Source organism: Accumulibacter sp. (assembly GCF_016789985.1).
GTDB lineage: Bacteria > Pseudomonadota > Gammaproteobacteria > Burkholderiales > Rhodocyclaceae > Accumulibacter.
The window spans coordinates 1-7,224 of the sequence record NZ_JAEUOL010000261.1 but is presented as its reverse complement, the minus strand read 5'-3'; the positions used below and the strand labels follow the sequence as shown (position 1 = coordinate 7,224).

The following is a 7,224-nucleotide window of genomic DNA, read 5'->3' as shown; positions in this document are numbered from 1 at the left end:
TCCTGTTGCCGTTGTCCGGACTGGCGTTCAAAGCAAGTCACCTGAGCCTGCCCGAGTTCTGGGCAGTCGCCAGCGGCGAGCGGGCGCTGGCCTCCTATCGCGTTACTTTTGGCGCTTCGCTGCTGGCTGCGACAATCAACTCCTTTTTTGGCCTGATCGTCGCCTGGATCCTGGTGCGCTACTCGTTTCCAGGCAAGCGAACGATCGATGCTCTGGTTGATCTTCCCTTTGCCCTGCCGACAGCGGTCGCCGGAATTACGCTGGCCACCCTCTATTCCGACAATGGCTTGATCGGTCGTCATCTCGCTCCGCTTGGCATGCAGGTCGCCTTCACGCCGCTCGGTATCGTTGTGGCACTAACCTTCATCGGACTGCCTTTCGTGGTTCGCACCTTGCAGCCCGTGATCGAGGACATTGAACCTGAGATCGAGGAGGCGGCCGCCTCGCTCGGTGCTTCTCGTCTGCAGACCTTCACCCGCGTTCTCTTGCCAGCAATTTTCCCGGCGCTGCTGACCGGTTTCACGCTGGCCTTCTCACGTTCGATCGGCGAATACGGCTCGGTCATCTTCATCGCCGGCAACATGCCGCTGATTTCGGAGATCACGCCGCTGCTGATCATCTCCAAACTCGAACAGTATGACGTGGTGGGCGCCACGGCGCTCGCGGTGGTCATGCTGCTCATCTCCTTTGTCATGCTGTTTCTGGTCAACGGTCTGCAGTGGTGGGCGGCAAAACGCCATGCTTCGCCTGCTGCCGGTGCGGGTGTCGGTCGGTGAGCGCTCCGGGTTTGCGGCGAGCCAACACCGAGCCGCGCTGGCTGCGTGCGCTGTTGCTCGCGAGCGGACTCGGCTTCCTCTTCTGCTTTCTCGTGTTGCCCTTGCTGGCGGTGTTTGCCGAAGCTTTCGCCGCCGGCTGGACTGCTTATGCCGAGGCTCTGGCGGACCCGGAGGCTCGTTCAGCGATCGGTTTGACGCTGCTGGTTGCCCTGCTGGTACTTCCCCTGAACGTCCTCTTCGGGGTGACTGCGGCGTGGGCCATCGCCAAATTCGAGTTTCTTGGCAAGAGCTTGCTGATCACCCTGATCGACCTGCCGTTTGCCGTTTCGCCCGTGGTTGTCGGGCTGGTCTTTCTGCTCATTTTTGGTGCCCAGGGGGTTTTCGGGCCGTGGTTGGCAGTGCACGACATCAAGGTGGTGTTCGCCTTGCCGGCGATCGTCCTGGTGACCATGTTCATTACCCTGCCGTTTGTTGCGCGCGAACTGATTCCGCTGATGCAGACGCAGGGCAAGGACGAGGAAGAGGCTGCGATTTCGCTCGGCGCCACCGGTTGGCAGATGTTCCGCCGGGTTACCTTGCCGAATATCAAGTGGGGTCTGCTCTACGGCGTGATTCTGGCGAATGCGCGCGCGATGGGAGAATTCGGGGCTGTGTCGGTCGTTTCCGGGCACATTCGCGGCGAGACCAACACGCTTCCTCTGCATGTCGAGATCCTCTACAACGAGTACAACGCGGTGGGTGCCTTTGCCTCGGCGTCGGTGCTGGCTTTGCTGGCCCTGGTGACCTTGTTCGCCAAGACCGTCGTCGAGTGGCGCATGCGCCGTGAAACAAGCATGTTGTCGGCTGAACTTCCGGCCGAGAAGACCCGGGACTGCTTGGTCGAGAAAGCGGTGGACGAGCACGCTGGCATGTCGCCTGGACGGAAGATATCCTGATGACAGCACCGGGCAGGTTTCCATGAGCATAGAAATTCGCACGATCGGCAAGCGTTTCGGCAATTTTGTGGCGCTGGATGACATCAGCCTCGATATTCCGACGGGCGAACTCGTTGCCTTGCTGGGTCCTTCCGGGTGTGGCAAGACGACGTTGTTGCGCATCATCGCAGGCATGGAAACACCCGACAGTGGGCAGGTGTTGTTCGCTGGCGAGGAGGCAACCCATGTCCATGCCCGAGATCGCAATGTCGGCTTCGTGTTCCAGCATTACGCGCTCTTCCGGCACATGTCGGTGTTCGAGAATGTCGCCTTTGGTCTGCGTGTCAAGCCGCGCCGGCTGCGCCTTGGCGAGGCCGAGATCCGACTCCGGGTAAAGGAATTGCTCCACCTTGTCCAGCTCGACTGGTTGGCGGATCGTTATCCTTCGCAACTTTCGGGCGGGCAACGTCAGCGTATCGCGCTGGCGCGTGCGCTGGCCGTCGAACCGCGCGTTCTCCTGCTCGACGAGCCCTTCGGCGCACTCGATACCCAGGTGCGCAAGGAATTGCGCCGCTGGTTGCGACGCCTGCATGACGAGATGCACATTTCGAGCGTCTTCGTCACCCACGATCAGGAAGAAGCTCTGGAGGTGGCCGACCGGGTGGTGGTGATGAACCACGGGCGGATCGAACAGATCGGCTCGCCGGACGAGGTGTACTCCAACCCGGCATCGCCTTTCGTCTATCAGTTTCTGGGCAACGTCAACGTCTTCCACAGCCGGATTCACGGTGCCTGGGCGGAGATTGGCCGGGAGCAGTCCGAGGGTCTTGCGGCGGGTGAGGCGACGGCCTTCGTTCGGCCGCACGATATCGAGATCGAGCATCGATCGGTTACGGGAAGCCTGGAAGCGACGGTGCAGGAGGTGCACGCCATCGGTCCGCTGGTGCGAGTCGAGCTGGCGCATGGTTCGGAGCTGATCGAGGTTGAACTGACCCGTGAACGGGCCAACGTACTGGCGCTGGTCGAGGGACAGCAGGTATGGCTGAAACCACGGCAGTTGCGAGTTTTTGCCGAGCCGGCCATGGTGATGGAAGAGGGCGGTTCGGGAATCTAGTTGCCCGTCGGGCCACAGCGTCGGTCGACGCTTGCCGATCCCTGGCCCGGACGTTCGACGGGGACCCTCTGAAGATGGCTTTTGTCTGGTAGGATGCGCCGTGATGGAAAAGATTCCTGCCATTAAATACGTGACTTCCCTGTTCCTGATGCTGGTTGTAGGCCTGTTGGGGAGCAGCTTGCCGATCGCCGATGTTTACGCCCAGGCGCTTGAACCGGCGATGGTCGTCATTGCCAATCCGGCGACCAGCGAAGACACCATTCCGCGCGCCTCACTGCGTGCCATCATGGGCATGCGCCTGCAACGGTGGCCGGCAGACGCACCGGTCAAGGTTTTCGTGCTGGGTGACGACGCGCCTGAACATGCCACTTTCAGCAAATCGGTGTTGCAGGTCTTCCCGCATCAACTGCGAATGGCCTGGGATCGGCAGGTTTTCTCCGGGCAGGGGCAGTACCCGGAGCATGTTTCTTCGACACAGGAAATGCTGGCCAAAGTGGCGTCCACTCCTGGGGCGATTGGTTATGTCAAGGCAAGCGAGGTGAATCAGAATGTGCGTGTTCTCAAGATTCGCTAAGATCACGCCTTGCTTGGCGCTGCTGGCTCTGACGGCGTTGTGGCATGTGTCTGCCCGCGCGTTCGACCTGCTGGGCGGTGACGTGCAGTTGCACGGTTTCGCTTCGATGGCCCTGGTGAACACCTCCGACAACAACTTCTTCGGCCGGAGTGATGATCAGATCAGCAATGATTTCAGCGAAGTGGGTGTAAACGCGTCGTGGCGACTGACGCCGATCGTGCAGTTGTCAGCCGAACTGCTGTCGCGTCGGGCTGGCAACACCGATGATGGTGGCGTGCGCCTCGACTACGGCCTGCTCGACTGGACGGCCCTATCGAGCGAAGAGGGGCGCGGCGGGCTTCGTGTGGGACGGATCAAGACGGCCTACGGTTTGTACAACACGACGCGCGACGTGCCCTTCACTCGACCGAGCATCATTCTGCCGCAGTCGATCTATTTCGAACGGACGCGCAATCTGACCGTTTCGGCAGACGGTGCCGAGCTGTACATCGAGCGTTACGGCGAAGCCGGGACCTTGTCCGCCAGTTTTGCTTACGGCCAGCCGCAGACCGATACCGATGCGGCGAAAATCGCGTTGGTGGGCCTGCACCGTCCGGGTAGCCTCGATTCGAAAATGGCACCGGATTTCCAGGTCATCTACGAAGGTTCGGGTGGCAGGTATCGCCTGGGTTTCACTGCCTTGCGTCTCGACCTCAAGTACCAGCCGGGCTATGGTGACATCCTGCAGGCCGGCCGTTTCAAGCTGACGCCGCTGATATTTTCGGCGCAGTACCACGCCGAAAACTGGAGTCTGACCAGTGAATATGCCCGGCGCCGGACCTCGGTCGAGGATTTCGGGCCGTACTTTTACAATGGCACTTTCAATGGCCAAAGCTATTACGTGCAGGGGACTTATCGGCTGGCGCCGCAGTGGGAAGCCCTGTTGCGCTATGATGCGTATTACGCCGATCAGAATGATCGAGACGGCAAGAAGTTTGCTGCCGCCACCCACCTTCCCGGGTTCACCCGTTTTGCCAAGGACTGGACAGTCGGCTTGCGCTTTGACGTGACGCCACAATTCATGTTGCGCGTCGAAACGCACCGGGTCGATGGAACCGGTTTCCTGGCGACACAGGACAATCCGAGAACGCAGGATCTGCGGCGTTACTGGGACAATTTCATGCTGCAAGCGTCTTTCCGTTTCTAGTCTCACCGCATGCGGGAAATCCCGACGCCAACCGTTCTTCCTGGCCGCTCCCGATTCATCAGCCTCAAATGGAAGGTACTGCTGACCCTGGGAGCAGTCATGCTGTCGGTCAGTGGCGCGCTTTCCTGGTTGCATTACCAGCATCTGATCACGCGTTTCGAGGAACAGCGAGCCGAGACCCGCGAACGTCTGGTGGCTCAGGCCTTCGCATTGCGCGGTGAGGTCGGACTGCGTTTGCAGGCGCTGGCGGGGATTCTCGCGGCGCTCGATTCGGTTGGCGTCAGCCTCTTCCAGACCGAGGCGGGCAATGCCCTGCTGCGGCAGCACTTCGACAGCTACTGGCCGGCCCTGCAGTATGGCTATGGCATCGATTTGCTTGATGTCTATGTCAGGACCGGTGTGCCATTGGCCAGGTGGCGCACCGCGCCAGATCCCGGAATCAATCTGGACGCGCACGTACGCAATGTCATTGGGAACGAGCGGTCCATGAACTGGACGCGCTGTCGTGAGGTGTGCACCGAGCTGGCCGCTGCACCGATCCTCTCGGCCGGTCAGGTTGCCGGGGCGGTAGTCCTCGGAAGTTCGCTGGCCGACGTGGTCAACTCGTTTCAAAGGGTGACCGGTGCCGATCTCGGTGTACTGATTCCGACCGAACTGGCGCCGGCTGGGCCAACGCCGGATGAGGCTTTCCTGCCGCAGGTCGGAATGCGGGCGATTCCCTTGAGCAGCATGGGAAACCACCGCCCCTTGTTGCGCCAGCTGAGCACGATCCCGCGGACCCCGCCCGATCCCGGCCACGCCTACCTTTCCCTGTCTTACGAGGGCAGGCAGTTCGAGTTGTCGTTTCTTGCTCTGGACGCACCTGAGGGGAGCGCCCAGCCGGCGTTGATGGTGGTCATTGACGATCTCACCCAGGCGTTGGCGGACATACGGAAGTCCGTACTGAATCGCATGCTGGGCGAACTGCTGGCGTCGCTACTTTCCCTCCTGCTGCTCTCGCTGCTGGTTAACGCGCCGCTGCAACGCATGACGCGGACGGCGCGGGCGATTCCGTTGCTCGGCCGCAGCGCCTTCGTCGAAGCGCGTGCGCGCATCGCGCCGCGTGCCCGACGACTGGTCGAAGATGAGATCGACAGCCTGGATGAGGCGGCAATCGCCCTGTCTTACCGACTGGAGACGCTGGAGCGGGAAGTGGCGGTGCATTCGGCCGAGACCGAAGGCATGTTGCAGCGCATTTCGGTCGAGCGCGATTTCAGCAGGAGCCTGCTCGATACGGCGCAGGTAATCATTCTCACCCAGTCCACCGATGGACGGATCCTGACGCTCAATCGCTACGGGCGCCAGTTGTCCGGCTTGGGGGAGGAAAGGCTTGCCGGCAAGCGGTTTTTCGAGCTGAGCGGAGCTGATCAGTCGCGTTCGGCTGCTGCGCAACAGTCCTTGCAGGAAATCGTGGCCGGTGATCGCCTGCATGTGCAGTTGGAGTCGATTCTCCAGGGCAAGCACGGTGAGTGCTATGAAATCACCTGGAATCATTCGCGCTTGACCGGCCAGGCAGGCGAGGCGGTGATGATCCTTTCGGTCGGGATCGACCACACCGAACGCAAGCGTGCCGAATCACACGTCAGCTATCTGGCCGAGCACGATCCGCTGACCGGCCTGGTCAATCGTCAGCATTTCCAGGATGAGCTGAGTCAGGCACTGCTTGACGCCCGTCGCTCTGGGCACGACGGGGCGCTGCTCTACCTGGACCTGGATGCCTTCAAGTACGTGAACGATGTGAGTGGCCACCAGGCCGGCGATGCCTTGTTACGGGTCGTGGCCGACGAGGTCGGCAGCCTGGCGCGTGCCAGCGATCTGCTCGGACGACTGGGGGGGGACGAGCTCGGTTTCCTGTTGCGCGAATGCGATCACGGCGGTGCGATTCAGGTGGCCGAGAAGATCAACCGGCGGCTGGCCGAAATCAAGTTTCCCGGCCTGGGGGCGAATCACCGGGTTTCCGCCAGCATCGGGATAGTCGTTTTCTCGGAAGCCAGAATGGACGTTGAACATCTGTTGGCCAATGCCGACATCGCGATGTATCAGGCGAAATCGAAGGGCGGTGGCGGCTGGCATGTCTACTCCGAAGGCGAGGGTGTGCAGGAGCAGATGCAGAGCCGGCTGCATTGGGAGGAGATGATCAACCGATCACTGACCACCCAGGGATTCATCGTGCACTACCAGCCGATTCTCGACATCCGCGCACGGCAGGTCAGTCACTACGAAGCGCTGGTGCGCATGCGGGCGGCCGATGGCTCGGTGATCCCGCCGGGCATGTTCATGGATGTGGCCGAGAAAAGCAGCCTGATACGTGACATCGACCGTCATGTGATCCGGCTGGTGTTCGGCAAGATGCTGTCCCTGTTTGCCGCCGGCAGGCATTACAAGTTTTCGATCAACCTTTCAGCGGTCAGCATCAACGATACAGGTCTGCTCCCCTTCATCCGCGACCAACTGGCGCGCAACACCCTGTTGCCCAGCCACGTTGTCTTCGAGATCACGGAGACGGCGGCAGTATCCGATTTCTCCGCTGCCCGGACGTTCATGAACGCAGTGCGTGAACTTGGCTGCGAGTTCGCGCTCGACGACTTCGGCGTCGGCTTTTCTTCCTTCAACTACGTCAA

At 61.0% G+C, this 7,224-nt stretch carries 6 protein-coding genes; all 6 read left to right on the top strand.

Annotated elements, in window-relative coordinates:
- Positions 1-2 precede the first annotated feature (2 nt).
- Positions 3-776, top strand: coding sequence for a sulfate ABC transporter permease subunit CysT (gene cysT, locus JNK99_RS14910; RefSeq protein WP_291854427.1), 774 nt, complete (start codon positions 3-5; stop codon positions 774-776).
- Positions 773-1,711, top strand: coding sequence for a sulfate ABC transporter permease subunit CysW (gene cysW / locus JNK99_RS14905; protein ID WP_291854425.1), 939 nt, complete (start codon positions 773-775; stop codon positions 1,709-1,711). Before cysT ends, cysW begins: the two co-directional genes overlap by 4 nt.
- A gap of 22 nt (positions 1,712-1,733) precedes the next feature.
- Entirely contained in the window at positions 1,734-2,804 is a 1,071-nt protein-coding gene (locus JNK99_RS14900; protein WP_291854423.1) for a sulfate ABC transporter ATP-binding protein, read from the top strand.
- A 103-nt stretch (positions 2,805-2,907) separates the two neighbouring features.
- Positions 2,908-3,378: a hypothetical protein gene (locus JNK99_RS14895; protein WP_291854420.1), complete on the top strand. Its 471-nt coding sequence runs from the start codon at positions 2,908-2,910 to the stop codon at positions 3,376-3,378.
- A gap of 46 nt (positions 3,379-3,424) precedes the next feature.
- Positions 3,425-4,564, top strand: coding sequence for a hypothetical protein (locus JNK99_RS14890; protein WP_291854418.1), 1,140 nt, complete (start codon positions 3,425-3,427; stop codon positions 4,562-4,564).
- Between the two features lie 99 nt (positions 4,565-4,663).
- On the top strand, positions 4,664-7,224 hold a 2,561-nt coding region (locus tag JNK99_RS14885), incomplete at its 3' end, for a diguanylate cyclase (RefSeq protein ID WP_291854416.1).

What these genes read in the sequence shown, in the direction of transcription:
- JNK99_RS14900 (WP_291854423.1), top strand. Translation starts at nt 1,734, where the DNA reads ATGAGCATAGAAATTCGCACGATCGGCAAGCGTTTCGGCAATTTTGTG.
- JNK99_RS14895 (WP_291854420.1), top strand. Translation starts at nt 2,908, where the DNA reads ATGGAAAAGATTCCTGCCATTAAATACGTGACTTCCCTGTTCCTGATG.